General features: G+C 65.3%; 20 protein-coding genes. 18 read left to right on the top strand and 2 right to left on the bottom strand.

Annotated features, from left to right (window positions below; translation table 11 throughout):
* The first annotated feature begins 74 nt into the window (after positions 1-74).
* The 12 genes from ACVIGB_RS12665 to ACVIGB_RS12610 all read left to right on the top strand — a co-directional run bounded on the left by ACVIGB_RS12665 (position 75) and on the right by ACVIGB_RS12610 (position 12,103).
* Positions 75-482 carry a FixH family protein gene (locus ACVIGB_RS12665; RefSeq protein ID WP_456722437.1) on the top strand — a complete coding sequence of 136 codons (408 nt, stop codon included), beginning with the start codon at positions 75-77 and terminating at the stop codon, positions 480-482.
* The gene (locus ACVIGB_RS12660) at positions 479-1,942 is read left to right on the top strand and encodes an efflux RND transporter periplasmic adaptor subunit (protein ID WP_456722438.1); all 1,464 of its coding nucleotides are present in this window, start codon (positions 479-481) and stop codon (positions 1,940-1,942) included. The genes ACVIGB_RS12665 and ACVIGB_RS12660 overlap by 4 nt, the downstream gene beginning before the upstream one ends.
* Entirely contained in the window at positions 1,939-5,142 is a 3,204-nt protein-coding gene (locus ACVIGB_RS12655) for an efflux RND transporter permease subunit (RefSeq protein ID WP_456722439.1), read from the top strand. The genes ACVIGB_RS12660 and ACVIGB_RS12655 overlap by 4 nt, the downstream gene beginning before the upstream one ends.
* Positions 5,143-5,243: 101 nt before the next feature.
* Entirely contained in the window at positions 5,244-5,681 is a 438-nt protein-coding gene (locus tag ACVIGB_RS12650) for a hypothetical protein (RefSeq protein WP_456722440.1), read from the top strand.
* Between the two features lie 77 nt (positions 5,682-5,758).
* Positions 5,759-6,082 carry a hypothetical protein gene (locus ACVIGB_RS12645; RefSeq protein WP_456722441.1) on the top strand — a complete coding sequence of 108 codons (324 nt, stop codon included), beginning with the start codon at positions 5,759-5,761 and terminating at the stop codon, positions 6,080-6,082.
* A 9-nt stretch (positions 6,083-6,091) separates the two neighbouring features.
* Positions 6,092-7,510, top strand: coding sequence for a TolC family protein (locus ACVIGB_RS12640; RefSeq protein ID WP_456722442.1), 1,419 nt, complete (start codon positions 6,092-6,094; stop codon positions 7,508-7,510).
* A gap of 12 nt (positions 7,511-7,522) precedes the next feature.
* Positions 7,523-8,878 (top strand): multicopper oxidase family protein, encoded by a 1,356-nt coding sequence (locus ACVIGB_RS12635; protein ID WP_456722443.1) that lies wholly within the window; start codon positions 7,523-7,525, stop codon positions 8,876-8,878.
* Positions 8,879-8,934: 56 nt separating this feature from the next.
* The gene (locus ACVIGB_RS12630; RefSeq protein ID WP_456722444.1) at positions 8,935-9,396 is read left to right on the top strand and encodes a cupredoxin domain-containing protein; all 462 of its coding nucleotides are present in this window, start codon (positions 8,935-8,937) and stop codon (positions 9,394-9,396) included.
* Positions 9,397-9,425: 29 nt separating this feature from the next.
* Entirely contained in the window at positions 9,426-9,722 is a 297-nt protein-coding gene (locus ACVIGB_RS12625) for a copper-binding protein (protein ID WP_456722445.1), read from the top strand.
* A gap of 165 nt (positions 9,723-9,887) precedes the next feature.
* Positions 9,888-10,637, top strand: a complete 750-nt coding sequence (locus ACVIGB_RS12620) for a cation transporter (RefSeq protein WP_456722446.1) — start codon at positions 9,888-9,890, stop codon at positions 10,635-10,637.
* Between the two features lie 148 nt (positions 10,638-10,785).
* Positions 10,786-11,061, top strand: a complete 276-nt coding sequence (locus tag ACVIGB_RS12615) for a hypothetical protein (RefSeq protein ID WP_456722447.1) — start codon at positions 10,786-10,788, stop codon at positions 11,059-11,061.
* Positions 11,062-11,233: 172 nt separating this feature from the next.
* Positions 11,234-12,103, top strand: coding sequence for a DUF1932 domain-containing protein (locus tag ACVIGB_RS12610; RefSeq protein ID WP_456722448.1), 870 nt, complete (start codon positions 11,234-11,236; stop codon positions 12,101-12,103).
* A 217-nt stretch (positions 12,104-12,320) separates the two neighbouring features.
* Here ACVIGB_RS12610 and ACVIGB_RS12605 read toward each other — a convergent pair whose 3' ends face one another.
* A complete protein-coding gene (locus ACVIGB_RS12605) occupies positions 12,321-12,878 on the bottom strand; it encodes a tetratricopeptide repeat protein (RefSeq protein WP_092115103.1) in 558 nt (185 codons plus the stop codon).
* A 286-nt stretch (positions 12,879-13,164) separates the two neighbouring features.
* Here ACVIGB_RS12605 and ACVIGB_RS12600 point away from each other — a divergent pair, with 286 nt between their 5' ends.
* The 4 genes from ACVIGB_RS12600 to ACVIGB_RS12585 all read left to right on the top strand — a co-directional run bounded on the left by ACVIGB_RS12600 (position 13,165) and on the right by ACVIGB_RS12585 (position 15,578).
* Positions 13,165-13,485 (top strand): His-rich protein BRANT, encoded by a 321-nt coding sequence (locus tag ACVIGB_RS12600; RefSeq protein ID WP_456722449.1) that lies wholly within the window; start codon positions 13,165-13,167, stop codon positions 13,483-13,485.
* 218 nt (positions 13,486-13,703) lie between these two features.
* Positions 13,704-14,144 carry a hypothetical protein gene (locus ACVIGB_RS12595; protein WP_456722450.1) on the top strand — a complete coding sequence of 147 codons (441 nt, stop codon included), beginning with the start codon at positions 13,704-13,706 and terminating at the stop codon, positions 14,142-14,144.
* 281 nt (positions 14,145-14,425) lie between these two features.
* A complete protein-coding gene (locus ACVIGB_RS12590) occupies positions 14,426-15,142 on the top strand; it encodes an outer membrane protein (protein ID WP_456722451.1) in 717 nt (238 codons plus the stop codon).
* Positions 15,143-15,338: 196 nt separating this feature from the next.
* The gene (locus tag ACVIGB_RS12585; RefSeq protein ID WP_050402822.1) at positions 15,339-15,578 is read left to right on the top strand and encodes a DUF6719 family protein; all 240 of its coding nucleotides are present in this window, start codon (positions 15,339-15,341) and stop codon (positions 15,576-15,578) included.
* A gap of 63 nt (positions 15,579-15,641) precedes the next feature.
* Here ACVIGB_RS12585 and ACVIGB_RS12580 read toward each other — a convergent pair whose 3' ends face one another.
* Positions 15,642-15,893 (bottom strand): hypothetical protein, encoded by a 252-nt coding sequence (locus ACVIGB_RS12580; RefSeq protein ID WP_456722452.1) that lies wholly within the window; start codon positions 15,891-15,893, stop codon positions 15,642-15,644.
* 497 nt (positions 15,894-16,390) lie between these two features.
* On the opposite strand from ACVIGB_RS12580, the gene ACVIGB_RS12575 reads away from it, so the two are divergent.
* Both ACVIGB_RS12575 and ACVIGB_RS12570 read left to right on the top strand, forming a co-directional pair.
* On the top strand, positions 16,391-16,759 hold the full coding sequence (locus ACVIGB_RS12575) for a hypothetical protein (protein ID WP_456722453.1): 369 nt from the start codon (positions 16,391-16,393) through the stop codon (positions 16,757-16,759).
* Entirely contained in the window at positions 16,756-17,604 is an 849-nt protein-coding gene (locus tag ACVIGB_RS12570) for an alpha/beta fold hydrolase (RefSeq protein WP_456722454.1), read from the top strand. The genes ACVIGB_RS12575 and ACVIGB_RS12570 overlap by 4 nt, the downstream gene beginning before the upstream one ends.
* Positions 17,605-17,635: the final 31 nt, after the last annotated feature.

Here is a 17,635-nt window from a genome sequence, read left to right as displayed (position 1 = left end):
GCGCGACCTTCTGGCGCGTGGACGTCGCATGCCGCGCAAGCGGCAGACCAAATCCAATCGAGGAATAAAACGAAATGACGTCGTTCAATACGCCGCGTGCCGTAGCGGCCGCGCTCATCGGCCTGGCGCTGACTGGCACCGCCACTGTCGCGCTCGCCGACATCAAGGACTACGAATTCCAGCTCGTCGACCAGACAGTTCAGGCCGGTCCGGACAAGGTTGTCACCGTCCGGCTGATGAACAGGAAGACCGGCAAGGTCGTACCTGACGCCGTGATCTTCGCGGCGCGGCTCGACATGGCCCCGGACGGCATGCAGGAGATGGCCACCAAGGTCACGCCGATGCCGGGGACCGAACCCGGCACCTATCGGTTCAAGGCGAACTTCGGCATGGCCGGGCGCTGGCAGCTGTCGCTCGGCGCGAAGGTGCAGGGCGAGACCGGCACGGTCGAAAGCAAGCTCGTCGTCACGGCCGGAAAATGAACCGGCTCGCTCTGGCAGGCGCTGCCGCTGCGATCGTTGCAGCGGCAGGCGTCACCTATCTCGGTCGCGGCCTGCCGCCGTGGCTGGGCGCAAATCTCGCTGCCTCTGCCGCGCAAGCGGCCGAAGCCGGCGCGCCGATCTATTTCCGCGATCCGGACGGCAAGCCGTCCTACTCGCTGACGCCGAAGAAGACGTCCGACGGCCGCGACTACCAGCCGGTCGCGGCCGGCGCCGATCTCAGCTTCGACGAGCCGGAGGCGCCGATGGCGATGCCGGCGGACAGCAACGCCACGGCCGCCAAGGGCGAGCGCAAGGTCAAATATTATCGCAATCCAATGGGGCTTCCCGACACCTCGCCGGTGCCGAAGAAAGATTCCATGGGGATGGACTACATCGCCGTCTACGACGGCGAGGACAGCGACGACGGCTCGATCACGTTGTCGCCCGGAAAAATCCAGCGCACCGGCGTCAAATCCGAAGCGGCGGAGATGCGCCGCATCCGCACGCTGGTGCGTGCCCCCGGCACGATCCAGCTCGACGAACGGCGGGTCTCCGTCATCGCAATGCGGGCCGAGAGCTACGTGCAGAAGGTCGCCGACATCACGACCGGCAGCCGGGTGACGAAGGGGCAGCCGTTAATGGAGATCTACAGCCCGGCGGTGTCGTCCGCGGCGGCCGAATATGTCGCGACCATGACCTCGAAAGCGATCGCGAATATCGAGCCCTACGGACGCGGCTCCAAGCAGCGGCTGACCAATCTCGACGTTCCCGAGACCGTCATCGCCGAGATGGAGAAAAGCCACACGGTGCCGCTCGCGATCCAGTGGTTGTCGCCGCGCGACGGCATCGTGTTGCAGCGTGCCGCGATCGAGGGCATGCGCGCCCAGCCGGGCGACGTGCTGTTCCGGATCGCCGACGTCTCTGTCGTGTGGGCACTGGTCGATGTCGCCGAGCGTGATCTCGGCAATATCGTGGTCGGGCAGAAGGTCGCGGTGCGGGCCCGCGGCTATCCCGGCCGCACGTTCATGGGCCAGATCAGCGTGATCTATCCGCAGGTCAACAAGGACACGCGCACCGCGCGGGTGCGGATCGAATTGCAGAATGCCGATCTCGCGCTGCTGCCGGACATGTATGTCGACGCCGAGATCGACATTGGCAGCGCGGCGCCGGTGCTGACGGTGGCGGAAAACTCCATCCTCGACACCGGGAGCCGCCAGACCGTGCTGATCGACCGCGGCAACGGGCGGTTCGAGCCGCGTGAGGTCAAGCTCGGGCGGCGCGGCGAGGGCTATGTCGAAATCCGCGACGGGATCGCGGAGGGCGATGCGGTCGTCACGTCGGCGACCTTCCTGATCGATGCCGAAAGCAACCTGAAGGCGGCGATCAAGGGCTTCGCCGAGGCCGGCGCTGCGCAAGCGGCAACGGCCGACCGCCAGATGACGGAGGGAGGCCGGCCATGATCGCACGTGTCATCGCCTGGTCGGCGCGCAACCTGCTGCTGGTGCTGTTCGGCACCGGCTTTGCGGCCGCCGCGGGTCTCTACGCGTTGCTGCATCTGCCGCTCGATGCGATCCCCGATCTCTCCGACACCCAGGTCATCGTCTACACCGAGTATCCCGGCCAGGCGCCGCAGGTGATCGAGGACCAGGTCACCTATCCCTTGACCACGGCGATGCTGACGGTGCCGAAGTCGAAGGTCGTGCGCGGCTTCTCGTTCTTCGGCGTCTCCTTCGTCTATGTCATCTTCGAGGACGGCACCGACATCTACTGGGCGCGCTCGCGCGTGCTCGAATTCCTCAACGGCGCGGCGTCGCGGCTGCCGGCCGGTGTCTCCCCGACCATCGGTCCCGATGCGACCGGGGTGGGGTGGGTCTACCAATATGCCGTGATGTCGAAAGAGTTGAATCTTGCCGACACCCGCACGATCCAGGACTGGAATCTGAAATTCGCGCTGGCAAGAGCGGAAGGCGTCGCCGAGGTCGCGAGCGTCGGCGGCTTCGTCAAGCAGTACAATGTGATCCTCGATCCGCAGCGGATGCGCGACCGCGGCATCACCATGCAGCGGATGCGCGATGCGATCCGCGCCAGCAATGCCGATGTCGGCGGCCGCACCGTCGAGCTCTCCGAGTTCGAATATGTCATTCGCGGCAAGGGTTATCTGAAGGACATCAACGATCTCGGCAACATCGTGCTGAAGACCGACAACGGCACGCCGGTGCTGCTGCGCGACGTCGCCCGCGTCGAGCTTGGCCCCGACGAGCGGCGCGGCATCGCCGAATTGAACGGCGAGGGCGAGGTGGCGAGCGGCATCGTGCTGCAACGCTTCGGCGTCAATGCCCTCGACGTGATCGAAAACGTCAAGAAGCGCTTCAAGGAGATCGCGACCAGCCTGCCGAAGTCGGTCGAGATCCTGCCGGTCTATGACCGGTCCAACCTGATCTATGCGGCGATCGACACGCTGAAGCGGACGCTGTTCGAGGAGAGCGTCGTGGTCGCGCTGGTCTGCTTCGTGTTCCTGCTGCATGTCCGCAGCGCGCTGGTCGCGATCCTGATGCTGCCGGTCGGCGTGCTGATGGCGTTCGGCGCGATGAAGCTGCTCGGGATCGGCTCCAACATCATGAGTCTCGGCGGCATCGCGATCGCGATTGGCGCCATGATCGATGCGGCGATCGTGATGATCGAGAACGCGCACAAGCACCTGGAGCGGGCCGAGCCCGGCCGGTCGCGGGTCGCGATCCTGATCGAGGCTGCGGCGGAGGTGGGACCGGCGCTGTTCTTCAGCCTGCTCATCATTACCGTGTCGTTCATGCCGATCTTCACGCTGGAGTCGCAGGAGGGGCGGCTGTTCTCGCCGCTCGCTTTCACCAAGACGTTTGCGATGGCGGCCGCCGCGTTGCTGTCGGTGACGCTGGTGCCGGCGCTGATGGTGATCTTCGTCCGCGGCAGGATCGTTCCCGAGCACAAGAATCCGATCAATCGCTTCCTGATCTGGATCTACCGTCCCATCATCAATGGCGTGTTGCGGGCCAAGACGCTGGTGATCCTGCTCGCGCTCGCAGCGATCGCCGTTACGGTCTGGCCGGCCCGGCAACTCGGCACCGAGTTCATGCCCGACCTCAACGAGGGTACGCTGCTTTACATGCCGACCACGCTGCCGGGGATTTCGGTGACCAAGGCGGCCGAGCTGCTGCAGATGCAGGACCGCATCATCCGCAGCTTTCCGGAAGTCGTCTCGGTCTACGGTAAGGCCGGCCGCGCCGCGACCGCGACCGATCCGGCGCCATCGGAGATGTTCGAGACCGTGGTCAACCTCAAGCCGAAACAGCAATGGCGCAAGGGTCTCACGCTCGACCGCCTGATCGCCGAGATGGACAAGGCGCTGCAATTCCCCGGCGTCTCCAACGCCTGGACCATGCCGATCAAGGCGCGCATCGACATGCTGTCGACCGGGATCCGGACGCCGGTCGGCGTCAAGGTGATCGGCCCCGATCTCGCCGTGATCGACAAGCTCGCCCGCCAGATCGAGCAGGTCGTGAAGGGCGTGCCCGGCACCTCGTCGGCCTATGCCGAGCGCGGCCTCGGCGGCTACTACCTCGAGATCACGCCGAACCGCGAGGCGTTGTCGCGCTACGGCATCGCGGTGCAGGACGTGCAGGACACGATCGCGACCGCGCTCGGCGGCCAGACCGTCACGACGACGGTCGAGGGACGCCAGCGCTTCACCGTCAACATGCGCTATCCGCGCGACCTGCGCGATAATCCAGGCGCGATCGCCAGCGACATCCTGGTGCCGATGCCGGCGGGCGGGGCGGTGCCGCTCGGCGAGGTCGCCGATATCACGCCGGCGCGCGGGCCGACCACGATCCGGACCGAGAACGGGCAGCTTGCGACCTACATCTATGTCGATATCCGCGATCGCGATCTCGGCGGCTATGTCGCGGATGCGCAGCGCGCGGTGCAGGCCGCCGTGCAGTTTCCGCCCGGCGCCTACGTGGTCTGGAGCGGGCAGTACGAATATCTGGAACGCGCCGCGGCGCGGCTCAGGATCGTGGTGCCGGTGACGCTTCTGATCATTTTCCTGCTGCTCTACCTCAACTTCCGCTCGGTGGCGGAGACCATGATCGTGATGCTGTCGCTGCCATTCGCGCTGGTCGGCGGGCTCTGGCTGATGTGGGCGCTCGGCTTCAACCTGTCGGTTGCGGTCGCGGTCGGCTTCATCGCGCTCGCCGGCGTCGCCGCCGAGACCGGCGTCGTGATGTTGATGTATCTCAACCATGCGCTGGCCGAGATCACCGCGCGTCGCGTCGCCGAGGGCCGCACGATCGGTCGCGACGATCTCAACCACGCGATCATCGAGGGCGCAGTCGAGCGTGTGCGGCCGAAGATGATGACGGTGGTCGCCATCATGGCCGGGCTATTGCCGATCATGTGGAGCACCGGCACCGGCTCCGAGATCATGCAGCGCATCGCGGTGCCGATGATCGGCGGCATGATCTCGTCGACATTGCTGACGCTGATCGTGATTCCTGCGATCTTCGCCGTCGTGAAGGGCTTCGCGCTTGGCGCGAGGGCGCCGGAAGCGGATGTCGTTGCGCCGGTCGTGCGCCAGCGTGTAGCAGGGGCAAGGAATCCGTTGGCGGGTTCAAACCGGATTGAATGATACCCTGCGGGGGTATATAGGATGGCGGTTCGCGGCCGACTGATTTGCAGTCGGGGTGCGGGCGAGGTGAGTTCGGGGCGATCACACAGGTGTTGGTGCGGTTGACGAGGTCAGGGCGGGTACGGGCGGGATGTTCCATCATCCTGGCCTATCTGTTCTGCGTCCTCGCGCCGTCCGTCGCGCTCGCATTCGGGGCGCCGTTTCCGTGCCTGACCGATGAGGTCCAGCCGGCCGCAGTGCAGGCGCATGATACCTCGATGGCGCATGCGGATGGCGCCGCGCACGATCATGCCGCCCACGATCATGGCGGCATGCATATGCATCATGCCGCCGATGGCGCTGAACCACCGTTGAAGCACAGCCACGACGGCAAGAACGCGCCGGGGCCGTGCTGCGCGATGATGTGCGTGTCGGCGCTGCCGGCCGATCTTCCGTCCGTCGCTGCTCCCTTGCACCCGATCGCGACCCGTCTCGCCGAGGCCTTCCAGAGCCTGCACAGCGAGGCGCCCGCGCGGCTCTATCGTCCCCCTATCGCCTGATCCTCAGCTGACATCGTGGCTGCGCCGCGCGCTCGCGTGCGCATGCCTGTCATTCATCTGACGATCGGGACAGATCCATGTATTCGCATTTCGGGGCGAGACCCGCCGCCGTGGCCAACAGGCTTGGCAACCGGCTTGGCCGGCGCGCGCCATCCACCTTCGTGTTGCGGATGGCCGCCGCCATCCTCGCGGCTGTGCCGCTCGCCGGCTGCATGGCCGACGGCCGGCCGCTTGCCGCCGCAGGCGATCCGGCAAACCCGTCGGCGGGCAGCACCAGCGTCGGCTACCGCTCGACGATCGCGCCCTACAGCAGCCTGCGTCCGGCGACGCCGCTGCCCTGGCGCGAGCGTAACCACGGCGTGACGCCGCAAACCAATTCCCAACCCAAACCGGATCGGTAGGAGTGCGCCATGCGATATCTGGCCATTGCGCCGATCCTGCTGCTGACATCCGCGCTTGCAGGATGTGCCTCGTTCTCGCCCGACAGCGGGATGGGCGTCGTCTCCGATGTGACCGAAATGGCGATCGGCAAGGACGTTGCCTTCGTTCGCTCGGCGGACGAGGCCGCGACCGTCGATGCCGCAGTGAAGCGGCTGCTCGCCCGCAACCTGACCGCGGATGCTGCCGTCCGGGTCGCGCTATTGAACAACAAGGGGTTGCAGGCCGCCTATAACGAGCTGGCGCTGGCGGAGACCGATCTCGTCGCCGACAGCCTGCCGCCGAATCCGACCTTCTCGGTCTCCCGCATCACCGGAAACGGCGCCAGCGAGGTCGAGCGGCAGGTGGTCGGTGACATCCTGGCGCTGGCGACGCTGCCGGCGCGCTCCGAGATCGCGCGCGAACGCTTCCGCCAGGCGCAGCTCAGGGCCGCGCTCGCCACCTTGCGGCTCGCCGCCGAGGTGCGGCGCGCCCATGTCGCGGCTGTCGCCGCGAACGAGACGGTCGCGCTGCTGACGGATGCAAAGGCGACCGCCGAATCGACCGCGCAGCTCGCCAAGAAACTCGGCGAGACCGGCGGCATGAACAAGCTCGACCAGGCCCGCGAACAGGTGTTCTACGCCGAGATCACCGCCGATCTCGCCAGCGCGCGGCAGAACGCGGCGAGCTCGCGCGAGCGGCTGGCGCGGCTACTCGGGCTCTGGGACGGCGATCTCGGCTTCCGGATTCCGAGCAAGCTCCCGCCGCTGCCGAAGCGGCCCCTGGAACAGCCGTCGATCGAGGTCGCCGCGGTCGGTCGTCGCGTCGATCTGCAGATTGCGCGGATGGAGATCGTCGCGCTTGCTAAGGCGCTCGATCTCACCGAGGCCACGCGCTTCGTCACGCTGCTCGACGTCGCCGGCATCGACAGGCGGACGCGCGATCCGGAAGGCCCGCCGTTCAAGGAGCGCGGCTTCGACGTCCAGTTCCAGATCCCGATCTTCGACGGCGGCGAGGTGCGGGTGCGTCAGGCGGCGGAGACCTACCGGCAGGCGATGAATCGCCTGACCGAGAAGGCCATCAATGTCCGCTCCGAGGCGCGCGACGCTTACCGCGTCTACCGTTCGACCTACGACATCGCGAGCCACTACCAGCGCGAGGTGTTGCCGCTGCGGCAGATCATCACCGAGGAGATGCAGCTGCGCTTCTCCAGCATGCAGGTCGACGTGTTCGCGCTGCTGACCGAAGCGCGGCTGCGGCTCGGCTCGCTGCGCGCGGCGATCGACGCCAAACGTGACTTCTGGCTGGCGCAATCCGACCTGCAATCCGCAATCAACGGCGGCGGCCCGGCGGCCGCGCCATCGACACCATCCGCCATCGCGTCGACCGCACCTGCGGCCGGCGATCATTGAGAGGAGACGTAGATGTTTTCACGTCGAGGATTTTTGGGGAGCGCGGCGCTGGTCACGGCAAGCGCGGTCAGCGGCCGCGTTCAGGCTGCCGCCATTCCGGAGGCGCCGACCATGGACAGGGCGGTGATGCAGCCGCCGCTGCATCCGTCGAGCGGGCCCGACTACCGGCCTGTGGTGACGCTCAACGGCTGGTCGCTGCCGTGGCGGATGAACGGCGACTGGAAGGAATTCCATCTCGTCGCCGAGCCGGTGGTGCGCGAATTCGCCGACGGCATGAAGGCCAATCTATGGGGCTATAACGGCCAGGCGCCGGGACCGACCATCGAGGCGGTCGAAGGCGACAAGGTCCGCATCTTCGTCACCAACAAGCTGCCGGAGCACACCACGGTGCACTGGCACGGCATGATCGTGCCCGCGGGCATGGACGGCGTCGGCGGCCTCAACCAGCCGCACATCAAGCCGGGCAAGACCTTCGTCTACGAGTTCGAGCTGAAGCACAGCGGGACCTTCATGTACCACCCGCATTCCGACGAGATGGTGCAGATGGCGATGGGCATGATGGGCATGTTCATCGTGCACCCGCGCGATCCGGCGTTCCGTCCCGTGGATCGCGACTTCGTCTTCATCATGAGCAGCTACCTCATCGATCCCGGCACCTATCTGCCGAAGGTCAACGAGATGACCGATTTCAACATGTGGACCTGGAACAGCCGCGTCTATCCCGGCATCGATCCGATGCCGATCCGGCTTGGCGACCGGATCCGCGTGCGGATCGGCAATCTGACCATGACCAACCATCCGATCCATGTGCACGGACACAATTTCGCGGTGACCTGCACCGACGGCGGCTGGGTGCCGCAGAGCGCACAATATCCGGAGACCACGACCGACGTGCCGGTCGGCTCCGTCAGGGCGTTCGACATGCTCGCCGACAATCCGGGCGACTGGGCGTTTCACTGCCACAAGTCGCACCACACCATGAACGCGATGGGCCACGACGTGCGCAACTTCATCGGCGTGTCGCGCAAGGATCTGGCGAAGGCGGTCGGCAAGCTCGCGCCGGACGCGATGGTGATGGGATCGACCGGGATGGCGATGGGCAACATGGAGATGCCCGCGCCCGACAACACGCTGCCGATGATGACCGGAACGGGGCCGTTCGGGCCGATCGAGATGGGCGGCATGTTCACGGTGATGAAGATCCGCGAGGGGCTCGGCCGCGACGATTACGCCGATCCCGGCCCCTACAACTATCCGCCGGGCACCGTCGCCTACGAGGTTGACGCGCCCACTGCCGAGCCCGCGCGTCAGCCGCCGGCTCCTCCCGAACGAAAAGCCAAACCATCGATGAAGGGAATGAAGATGTAGCGGATCGATGCGCCGTCCAACGAAACGCAAGCAACAAACTCAGAATGGAGAATCCGATGAATCACCGCACCACGATCGGCATCGCCCTCGTTGCGCTGTCGATCACCGCGGCGCCGTCGCGCGCTCACGAAAAACACGGTCACAAATCCTATTCGGCCGGCGAGCCCGGCGATCCGAGCAAGCCGTCGCGCACGGTCGAGGTCGAGATGAAGGAGATGGAGTTCACGCCGTTCCGCATCGAGGTCAAGCGCGGCGAACAGATCCGCTTCGTGATCAAGAATGCCGGCACCGAGGATCACGAATTCCTGCTCGCGACCACCGCGGAGAATTTGAAGCATGCCGAAGTGATGAAGAAGCATCCGCACATGGAGCATGACGATCCGAACGGCGTCCGCCTCGCGCCCAAGAAGGCCGCGGAGATCGTCTGGAAGTTCACCAGGGCCGGGACCTTCGAATATTCCTGCCTGATCCCCGATCACCGCGATTACGGGATGACCGGCCGCGTCATCGTGAAATGAAACCAGCAACGAGAGAAAGGACGACAACGATGAACAGGATGATCCGGATTGCAGCTGCAGCTGCGCTGGCGCTGACATTCGGCGGCGCTTTCGCGCAGGCCGCAGCCATCAACGGCGAGGTCAAGAAGATCGACGAGAGCGCGGGCAAGATCACGCTCAAGCATGGCCCGGCCAAGAGCCTCGGCATGGACGAGCCGATGACGATGGTCTACCGGGTCAAGGATCCCGCGCTGCTTAAACAGGTCAAGGTCGGCGACAAGATCAAGTTCGAAGCCCAGGAGGGCGACGGCGGCTACACCGTCACCGCGATTCAGAAGGCGAAGTGAGGTGACACCCGTATCGTCGCTCCGCGCGCGATGGGCTGTCGGCTGAAACGCAGCCGGCAGCAGCAACGAGCGCAAGACATGATCGTCAAAGCAGAGCTGTTCCAGGCGGATCGGCTTGAATGCGTTGCACGGGTGGATTTATCCTGTGGTCTGGAAGGACAAACCATGAGCGATTGCTGCGAGCAGAAGACGTCCGAATGCTGTGCGCCACCGCCGCTGACGTTGCCGAAGAAGGCTGGCGCGCCGGCGTTGGATCGCAACCTCACGGCTGATGCGTGCGGCTGCTCGGGCGGCGTTCTGGTGTTTGACGGCCTCGATCCGCGCTACAAGCGCGTGCTCTGGACCGTCATTGCCATCAATGGCGCGATGTTCCTGACCGAGATGATCGCGGGTCAGCTTGCCGGATCGCAGGCGCTCAAGGCCGATGCGCTCGACTTCCTTGCCGATACCGTCACCTACGGACTGAGCCTTGCGGTGATCGGCGCAAGCCTGCGGATGCGTGCGTCGGCGGCGCTGCTGAAGGGCGCTTCGCTGAGCCTGATGGCGCTCTGGGTGGTCGGCTCGACCGTCTACCAGACTCTTATTCTCGGTGTGCCGAAGGCCGAGGTGATGGGCGCGATAGGGACGTTGGCGCTTGCGGCGAATCTGTCGTCCGTTCTGCTGCTGCTGCCCTACAAGAACGGTGATGCCAATGTCCGCTCGGTCTGGCTTTGCTCGCGCAACGATGCGATCGGAAATCTCATTGTGATGGTGGCCGCGCTCGGCGTGTGGGGAACGGCCACCGCCTGGCCCGATCTCGCGGTCGCCGCCGTGATGGCGATGATATTCCTGACCTCGTCGGTGCAAATCCTGCGGCAGGCGTGGGCCGAGTATCGCGAGGCGGCGCTGCGCAGCCCGACGGCGGCGCATGGCTGATTGAGCCGCACCTGCCCGTGTGCTGCTGCCCGAGGCGTGGCAGGGGCGCGGGAGTTCGCCTTGCATTTACCTTAAATGATGGCCCCGGGGGAACGTCCGTGGCAGCGGCGCGTTGCTGTGCATCATTCGTGCGCAGAAGGCCCCCTCCATGACAGTCAACGCGGCAATACTGATGGCGGCATTGGTGCTATCGGGAACCGTGTTGGCGCAGAGCTCCGGTCCGTCGGCCGGCTCAGCGGGAGCCGGGCAGGCCGCCAACGTCACCACCGGCCAGGCGATCAACACCAGCAAGCAGACCGGCGACGGCGGGCCGCCGGTCGCGAAGGCCGCGCACCCGGCAAAATCTGGGCAGGCCGCTGACGGCAGCACGGTCGGCGCGAGCCGTCCGCAAAAGCCCGACCGGCGCCTCGAGCACTACCCGTAACTATCAGTCATCCTGGGGATCTCGCCGGGCCCGAGCCGGTTCGGGACGCTCCACCGATCCTATGGCTGCGCGGATGCAGGGCACGGTTCTTGCTTAAGTCTGGTTGTGATGCGGCCCCGGTCGCGGACGGAGCGCCATGCGATGGGCGCGATCGCGACGGCGCGCTCACGACATGACGCAAGGCATTCGCATGACCCAGCAGGTGATCGGCTTTGTCGGCTTCGGAGAGGCCGCGCAATGCTTCGCGGCACACCTCGCAGCCAAGGGTGGTCCCGCGCCGCTGGTGTTTTGCGCAGGCAAGACCAATCGTCCGCCATATTCGGAAGGGTTCCGGGGCATGGCGTCCACATGCGGGGTTGAACTGGTCGACAGCCTGTCCGCGTTGATGGCGCGTGCCGACATTGTGTTCTCGGCGGTCGTCGTCGCAACCGCCGTGCCGGTCGGCGAGGCCATCGCCAGCCTGGTTCGGCCTGGCATGCTGGTGGTCGATCTCAATGCCTCCACGCCCAGGGCCAAGCGGTTGGTCGGCGATGCCGTTGCGGCGAACGGCGGCGCTTTCTGCTCGGGCGACGGCGCCGCGCGCTTCGCCGAATTGTTTGTGCCGTTGGGCTTCACCGTCGAGCTCGCCGGCCTGGAGGCCGGCACCGCCGCGGCGGTGAAGATGCTGCGCAGCGTGGTGACCAAGGGCATGGAGGCGCTGATCGTGGAGGCGCTGACCGCCGCCTCGCTCGCCGGGGTGCGCAGCGAGGCGCTGCGTGGCATTTGCGAACCGATGGATGCGACGCGCTACAGCAAATTCGTCGATATGTGCGTGCGCACCGACGTGCTGCACGCCGAGCGCCGCGCGGTCGAGATGGATGGCGTCGCGGAGGGGCTGCGCGAGATCGGCCTGCAGCCGATCATGACCGAAGCAACCGCCGCACGGCTCAGGACGTCGGCGAAGCTCGGCCTGCGCGATGATTTCGCGGCGCGCCAGGCCTACAGCGCCGACGACGTGCTCGATGCCTATGTGGCACGGATGGCCGACCTGCCGCAGCCGTAGTCGGTAAGATCGCGCGCACGGTTCGCAGTTCGTAGGATGGGTAGAGCGAAGCGAAACCCATCAATTCTGTCCGCGCGGTGAGATGATGGGTTTCGCGGAGTTTATCATCGGCCCGCGCTTTGCGCGGAGCCGTTGGCTCTACCCATCCTACGGATCAGCAAAAAGCCGGCGCGGTCGTCGTGACTGCGCCGGCTCGATGTTTGAACGGTTCGCTTGCTCAGTAAACCAGGCCGGTACCCGGGGGCTTCTCTAGCGCTGCGGCGAGCGAACGATATTCGTCGCTGCTGGTGCCGGCGAGCTGGGCGATGCGGTTCAGGTGATATTGCGCCTGATCGCGGTTGCCCTGTTCGACCTGCCAGAGGCCGTAATACTGCCAAGTGCGCACATGGGCCGGGTCGGCCTTGAGCGCGCGCTCGTACCAGACCTGCGAGACCTTGTAGTCGCCGAGCTTGCGATAGGAATAGCCGATCAGGTTGGCGACGTCGGCACGGTCATCCTGGCCGAGCGCCTTCAGCTGCTCGATCGCGGCGGTATAGTCGTGCTTGTCGTAGATCGTGGCATAGGCGGCGTGATAGCCGGCCAGGAACTTCTGATCGTCGATCGCGGAGCTCTTGTCCTTCTTCGCCTTCTTGCCCTTGCTGCCGCTGTCGGAAGCCGGCGGGGAGGGATTTTCGCCGCCTGCGGCGTAGGCCGAGATGACCGGCCCGGCGGCGAGGGTCATCGAGAGCACTGCGAGGCCCAAAAACTTCCAAAGAAACTTCGGCGACTTGCTCATTCCTGGTTGCTCCTGATCGTTCCTGATCGTGCTCGGTAATCCTACACCCAAGCCTGATGACTTGAACACCCGAGGGTGCAGAACATTCCCGCCCGGTCCCACGATTGGGTGATCCTCGCAATCGGCCGGCAGGGGCGGCCAACATGACCAAGATGTCATTCACATGAATGAATACCGTCAGCGCCCTTCAGAACGGGTTCAGTGCGCGGCCCATAAGGTCACGTGCATTGATCGGTGAGGCCGACCATCCGGCCGGAGACCTCTCGATCCCGCAGAGGAGACCACCATGCTGAAGACGATTTCCGCCGCGCTGCTCGCCATGTCCGTGATCGCAGCGCCCGCGCTCGCCGCTGAGGCCGGCAAGACTGCTGCGCCCGCGCCGGTGACCACGACCGCCCCGGCGACCAAGGCCGCCCCCGTCATCAAGAGCGAGCAGCTGCCGTCAAAGGTGCGCAACGCCAACGCCAAGATGCACCACAAGCACTATCGCCATCACCGCCACCACAAGCACATGGGCATGCTGAAGGTGAAGGCGCCGAAGCATGCGACCAAGCACATCCATGCGAAGGTCGCGACCAAGCACGTCGCGCCGGCCAAGCGCGGCTGATCAAGCGCGGCTGAGCCTGATCCGAAGGGCGTCGTTCGATCCACATTGCCCCGCTGCGCCCTTGGGATGCAGAACCGGCCCGTCCGTCCATTGCTTCCCCAATGGCGGCGGGCCGGAGTGCGTCGGGGCTTCGGTTGCGACGCTGGGCGCCGGCTCGGCAGGAACAACCGAGTTGCGAATTCCCCGCCTGGCGGTTTATGAGACGCGGCCGGGGACTCATGAAACAGCGTCGTTTACGGACCTCATCAAAACTGGCGGCGATCCTGCTGCTCTCGATCCCGCTTGCCGGCTGCCTCACCAGCGATGACGGCGGCGGCTCGACCACTTTCACCGACGATCGCGGCGTCGCCAACCAGCCGTTTCCGGACCGGTACCGCGACCAGATCCTGGCCTTCATGCGGACCTACCTGAACAATCCGGTCGGGGTCCGCGAAGCCGGGATTGCCGAGCCGGTGCAGCGCACGGTCGGCGGCCGGCTGCGCTACGTGGTCTGCCTGCGCTACAGCGCAAAGGATACCGACGGCAATTACCGGCCGGCCCGGGAGCGCGGCGTCCTGTTCGTCGACGGTCGTCTCGACCGCATCCTCGACAACGCCGCCGAGCCCTGCGCCGGCGCGTCCTACGCGGCATTTCCGGAACTGGAAAAGATGGCGCGCTGACGCGGTGGCTTGTCGCAGCAGCAAGCCTGAGCAGTTCGTTAGCGAACTCCGATCACTTTTCGGGGAGCGCTGAACTTCACCTTAGCCGTTTGCGACTTACATACAGCCGAAATACGGCTGCTTAACCGGTGAAAAAACCCTTCTGTGCCAAGGAACAAACGGGCGTTGTTGCGACCCTGTCACAGCTCGGAAACATCACAGGTCAGGCATTGCCCCAAAGCAACCTAATTGGCGTCACGTTGTTTGGCTTAACAGCGCAGCGTTCGTAACGGGGATCAGAGATGAAGAGGTTTTTGCTCGGCACAGTCGCGCTGGCCGCCCTTGCGGGCCCGGCATTTGCGGCTGACATGCCGGCCCGCACCTATACCAAGGCACCGCCGCCCTATACCGCCCCGGCGCTCATCTACAACTGGACCGGCTTCTATATCGGCGGCCATGTCGGCGGCGCGTTCACCGACGGCACCAATCTGATGGGCAGCGACGCGCGCTTCATGGGTGGCGTGCAGGGCGGCTTCGACTATCAGTTCGCGCCCAACTGGGTGATGGGTATCGAGGCGCAGTACTCCTGGCTGCCGAGCTCCTCGAACAATGGCCTGACGTTCCCTGCCGGAACGGTCGTGACCGGCAATACCGACCAGCTCGGTTCGGTGACCGGCCGTCTCGGCTACACCTGGGGTCCGGCGCTGCTCTACGCCAAGGGCGGTTACGCCTGGCGCGACAACAACAACATCACAGCGGCGGCCGGCGGCGTGCCGGCGGCCTTCACCACCGATGGCGGTCACAAGGACGGCTACACGGTCGGCGCGGGCCTCGAATACATGTTCGCCCCGAACTGGTCGGCGAAGGCTGAGTACCAGTACTACAATTTCGGCAAGACCACCTTCACCAGCGGTCCGGCCGACATTGTCGGCGCGAGCTTCCGGAACGACGAACACACCGTCAAGCTCGGGGTCAACTACCGCTTCGGCTGGGGCGGTCCGGTGGGCTCCCGCTACTGATTGCGTCGTCGTCGCATCGAGATCGAAAGGCCGGCCCTCGGGTCGGCCTTTTTTGTTGGCCGGCCGCTTGCCCGCGCCCCTACATTCACCCGACGTTCAGGCCTGATCGTGCAATGCAAAAAATAATTCCTGCATTGCACGGAACTTTCATCGTGATGCGCTATTGTGGGATCGCCGGGCTGGTGGACAAACAAACATGCGTAGCTTTGCGTTAGGGCTGATCATCTCTGCGGTCTCTGTGCCGTGCTTTGCCCAGACCATCCTCAAATCCGAACCCTTGGCGCTTGCGCCTTACGAGGTCGTGTTCGTGCAGGACGCCTCCTGCACGGCCGGCAAGGTGCTCAAGGTGACCGGGTCGATCCGCGGTCTGCATCGGCGGAAAATCTGCGTTTCGCTCGCCGCCGAACAGGCGTCGCTGGCGACGGCGACGCCGTAACGGCAGCACGACGGCCGCATCGAAATCCGGTCCGCGCATGCGCACCGGACGACCCACTGTCCCTCAGTTCAACCGCGGCTCCAGACGCGCTTCGCGATCGGCATCGGCCATGTTCTTGACCGGATCTTCGTTCGGCTCGGGCTGGCACGGGCGGATTTCGTAGTCATTGTCCAGCACCGGGCGCGGCGAGGACTTCTCCTCCTCGGAGACGGTATCCACCACCAGGCCCGATTGCCGGGCAAGCTTCCAGACGTCGTCCTCGGTCGGGTAGGCCTTGCTCAGCTTGGCGTCTTGATAGAACAGCGCGTACGGCATTCGTCGTTTCCCCAAACAATTGACAACGCCAAGGCCCGTCCCGGGTTTCACACGAGATCGCCGTTCCGATCACGGAACCGTGAGCTAGATTCGGGCAAGCATCTGAAAACATGAGTCATTTCTGACCTTTCGCCGGAGGGGCCTGAGTCCTTAATGAGCGGTAAACCCCGGAAAAAAGAATCCCCGGGACTCCCCGGGTAGAATCGCCGGATGCTCCGAGCCATGAGAGCGATCCACCAGCCCCCCTACGAACGCGTGCAGCTCGCGCTTGCGGTTGTGCTGCTCGCAGCCTGTGCCGCCAACGTGGCGCTGGTCTGGTCGTGGCTTTAGGGAAACTTGGCTCCAGCCAAAACCTGTATGTAGCGGCCCACGCGAAAACGCCGTGGCCGCGCGACCCCGGCATCGATTGACGGCCCGGCCATTCCTTCCATCATTGCCGTCAGAACAAGTGCCCGCCGCCGCCTCCGCGGACGGGCCGCGATCGGGGTGGAGCTGACATGATCGAGATGCTGAAGGAACGGGTCAATTGCGACGCCGGCCTGGTGCGGCGCGGCCGCTACCTCACCACGACGTTCCTGCTCGAGATCGGCAAGGCCGCCTGGCTGATCGCGATCCATGAGGGCCGCATCGTCGCGGTGACGAAGGGCCCGTTCGTGATGCCGTCGTCGTCGTTTGCGCTGCGCACCTCGGACGAGGAATGGGACCGGTTCTGCGAAAAGCGGCCGCCGCCGGGCTCCAACGACCTGATGGCGCTGATCAAGCGCCGCGTGCTGAAGGCCGAGGGCGAGCCGCAGATCTTCATGGCGAACCTGCGTTACTTCAAGGAGGCGCTCGGCAAGCTGCGCCGCGAGGGAGCCGCCGCATGAGCGCCAAATTCGAACCGATCACCGGCCGCTACATGCATCTCGAACTGTCAGGCCGGGCGCACCGCGTCTATGTCGAGGAGGCCGGCGAGGGCACGCCGCTGCTCTGCCTGCACACCGCGGGCGCCGACGGGCGGCAATATCGCGGCCTGATGAACGATGTCAGCGTTACGCGCAACCATCGCGTCATCGCCTTCGACATGCCCTGGCACGGCAAGTCGTCGCCGCCCCAGGGCTGGCACGACGAGGAGTACCAGCTCACCTCGGCGCAATACACGGCGATGATCCTGGCCGTGATGGAGGCGCTCGATCTCGACCGGCCGATCGTGATCGGCTGCTCGATCGGCGGCCGGATCGTGCTGCATCTCGCGCTCGAGCATCCCGAACGCTTCCGCGCCATTATCGGCCTGCAGGCCGGCGCGCATGTCGATCCCTATTACGACCTGAATTTCCTGCACCGGCCGGACGTGCATGGCGGCGAGGTCGCGGCCGCCATCGTCTCGGGTCTGGTCGGACCTGACGCGCCCGACAAGGAGCGGTGGGAGACGCTGTGGCACTACATGCAAGGCGGCCCCGGCGTGTTCAAAGGCGACCTCTATTTCTACAAGATCGACGGCGATATCCGCGCCCGCATAGCCGAGATCGACACCAGACGCTGCCCGCTGTTCCTGCTGTCGGGCGAGTACGACTATTCCTGCACGCCGGAGGAGACGCTGGCGGTGGCGAACAGCATTGCCGGTAGTGAGGCTACCATCATGAAGGGCCTCGGGCATTTCCCGATGAGCGAGAACCCAAGCGAGTTCTTGAAGCATCTGCTGCCGGTGCTGGAGAAGATCGGCGGCGGCTAGAGCGTTTTCAAGCGAAGTGGATACCGGTTCG

It is taken from the genome of Bradyrhizobium sp. USDA 4341 (genome assembly GCF_054063755.1).
The sequence above is the reverse complement of the archived record's forward strand: the minus strand, read 5'-3'. Positions and strand labels throughout refer to the sequence as shown.

Coding starts and splice junctions, on each gene's coding strand:
- ACVIGB_RS12665 (WP_456722437.1), top strand. CDS start 75: ATGACGTCGTTCAATACGCCGCGTGCCGTAGCGGCCGCGCTCATCGGC.
- ACVIGB_RS12660 (WP_456722438.1), top strand. CDS start 479: ATGAACCGGCTCGCTCTGGCAGGCGCTGCCGCTGCGATCGTTGCAGCG.
- ACVIGB_RS12655 (WP_456722439.1), top strand. CDS start 1,939: ATGATCGCACGTGTCATCGCCTGGTCGGCGCGCAACCTGCTGCTGGTG.
- ACVIGB_RS12645 (WP_456722441.1), top strand. CDS start 5,759: ATGTATTCGCATTTCGGGGCGAGACCCGCCGCCGTGGCCAACAGGCTT.
- ACVIGB_RS12640 (WP_456722442.1), top strand. CDS start 6,092: ATGCGATATCTGGCCATTGCGCCGATCCTGCTGCTGACATCCGCGCTT.
- ACVIGB_RS12635 (WP_456722443.1), top strand. CDS start 7,523: ATGTTTTCACGTCGAGGATTTTTGGGGAGCGCGGCGCTGGTCACGGCA.
- ACVIGB_RS12630 (WP_456722444.1), top strand. CDS start 8,935: ATGAATCACCGCACCACGATCGGCATCGCCCTCGTTGCGCTGTCGATC.
- ACVIGB_RS12625 (WP_456722445.1), top strand. CDS start 9,426: ATGAACAGGATGATCCGGATTGCAGCTGCAGCTGCGCTGGCGCTGACA.
- ACVIGB_RS12620 (WP_456722446.1), top strand. CDS start 9,888: ATGAGCGATTGCTGCGAGCAGAAGACGTCCGAATGCTGTGCGCCACCG.
- ACVIGB_RS12615 (WP_456722447.1), top strand. CDS start 10,786: ATGACAGTCAACGCGGCAATACTGATGGCGGCATTGGTGCTATCGGGA.
- ACVIGB_RS12610 (WP_456722448.1), top strand. CDS start 11,234: ATGACGCAAGGCATTCGCATGACCCAGCAGGTGATCGGCTTTGTCGGC.
- ACVIGB_RS12605 (WP_092115103.1), bottom strand. CDS start 12,878: ATGAGCAAGTCGCCGAAGTTTCTTTGGAAGTTTTTGGGCCTCGCAGTG.
- ACVIGB_RS12600 (WP_456722449.1), top strand. CDS start 13,165: ATGCTGAAGACGATTTCCGCCGCGCTGCTCGCCATGTCCGTGATCGCA.
- ACVIGB_RS12595 (WP_456722450.1), top strand. CDS start 13,704: ATGAAACAGCGTCGTTTACGGACCTCATCAAAACTGGCGGCGATCCTG.
- ACVIGB_RS12590 (WP_456722451.1), top strand. CDS start 14,426: ATGAAGAGGTTTTTGCTCGGCACAGTCGCGCTGGCCGCCCTTGCGGGC.
- ACVIGB_RS12585 (WP_050402822.1), top strand. CDS start 15,339: ATGCGTAGCTTTGCGTTAGGGCTGATCATCTCTGCGGTCTCTGTGCCG.
- ACVIGB_RS12580 (WP_456722452.1), bottom strand. CDS start 15,893: ATGCCGTACGCGCTGTTCTATCAAGACGCCAAGCTGAGCAAGGCCTAC.
- ACVIGB_RS12575 (WP_456722453.1), top strand. CDS start 16,391: ATGATCGAGATGCTGAAGGAACGGGTCAATTGCGACGCCGGCCTGGTG.
- ACVIGB_RS12570 (WP_456722454.1), top strand. CDS start 16,756: ATGAGCGCCAAATTCGAACCGATCACCGGCCGCTACATGCATCTCGAA.